Below are 1,293 nucleotides of genomic sequence, written 5' to 3'. Positions count from 1 at the left end.
ACGGGGCACGGGCGCGGTGGGTGGGGCGTCATCGGTGCGACGAGGGCGTCTCCCCGCTCCCCGACCCGCTCCCGTCGGCGATGGCCGATGCCTCCTCGGCCGGGGCCCCGGGGGTCTCCGCGCCCCGGTCGACGGGACCGGGTGCCGGCGGGGTGTCGGCCGCGTCGTTCCCGGCCGCTTCGCCCCCGACTGCCCCGTTCCCGGCCGCTTCGCCCCCGCCCGGCCCGCGGTCGGTGGCCGGGTGGGTGTCGCCGTCCCGGGCGTCGGTTCCGGGGACGACCAGCTCCGGCGCGGGGCGTTCCCCGCGTCGCCTGGCGTCGATGTACCGCTCCAGGCCGTCGAGCAGGGGGTCGAGCCCGAAGCGCAGGGCCTGCGGGCCGCCGATGGAGAAGCTGTCGGGGTCCAGTTCGGCGAGGCGGGGGAAGCGGCCGCTCTCCATGATCTCGCCGAGGATGGGCCCCTGTGCCGCCCAGAACTCCTCGTCGCCGATACCGGTCTCCCGGGCGGCCACCGACTGGAGGACGTAGGTGCGGGCGGTGCCGGTGACGTAGTGGTCCACGGTCATGATGACGGCCATCCGTTCGGCGTCCGTGAGGCCGAGTCCGCTCAGGCCCTCCAGGATGAAGTCGAGCCCCGCCAGGGCGTTGGGGCCGAGGACGGGACGGGTCTGGTTGACCTGGAGCAGCCAGGGGTGGGCGAGGTAGAGCCGCCAACTGCCCACGGCGGTGAATTCCAGGACGGTTCGCCAGTTCTCCGTCGCCTCCGGGGGTGGGGGTTCGGTTCCGGTGGGGCCGGGTTCCAGGACCCGGTCGAGCATGAGGTCCAGGAGTTCGCCCTTGCCGGGGACGTAGCGGTACAGCGACATGGTGCCGACGCCCAGTTCCGCGGCGACTCGTCGCATCGACAGGGCGGAGAGCCCTTCCCGGTCGGCGAGGGTGATCGCGGCGTCCACGATCGCTTCCAGGGTCAGCCCCGGGCGGGGGCCGCGCCCGGAGGTTTCCCTTCCGCGCCACAGGAGTTCCATGCTCCGGGAGAGGTCGCCGCTGCCGCTGTGTGCCGTGGTCATGGTGGCGTCATCCTAACGGCGCGTCCGTTTCGTCCGGTCACCCTCCCCACCTCGATGTGCGTACGCCGTACCCGAAAAACCTTGACTTCCGGGTACGGTGTACGCATCATGGTTGACCGCGTACGCCGTACGCCATGTGTTGCCCGTCGTGCGGCCCCATCCGGGGTCCGTCCGGAGCCCGCCGCCGCATACGGGCGGACCGCTCGAACGCCCACCGCCCACCGCCC

Annotated in this window: 1 protein-coding gene; it reads right to left on the bottom strand. The window is 73.1% G+C overall.

Annotated features, from left to right (window positions below; translation table 11 throughout):
- Positions 1-28: 28 nt before the first annotated feature.
- Complete coding sequence (locus FOE67_RS26005) at positions 29-1,066, bottom strand: TetR/AcrR family transcriptional regulator (protein WP_182667274.1); 1,038 nt, start codon at positions 1,064-1,066, stop codon at positions 29-31.
- Positions 1,067-1,293: the final 227 nt, after the last annotated feature.

Origin of the sequence: Streptomyces calidiresistens (genome assembly GCF_014141525.1) — a bacterium.
Lineage (GTDB): Bacteria > Actinomycetota > Actinomycetes > Streptomycetales > Streptomycetaceae > Streptomyces > Streptomyces calidiresistens.
This window is presented reverse-complemented; position numbering and strand designations above follow the sequence as displayed.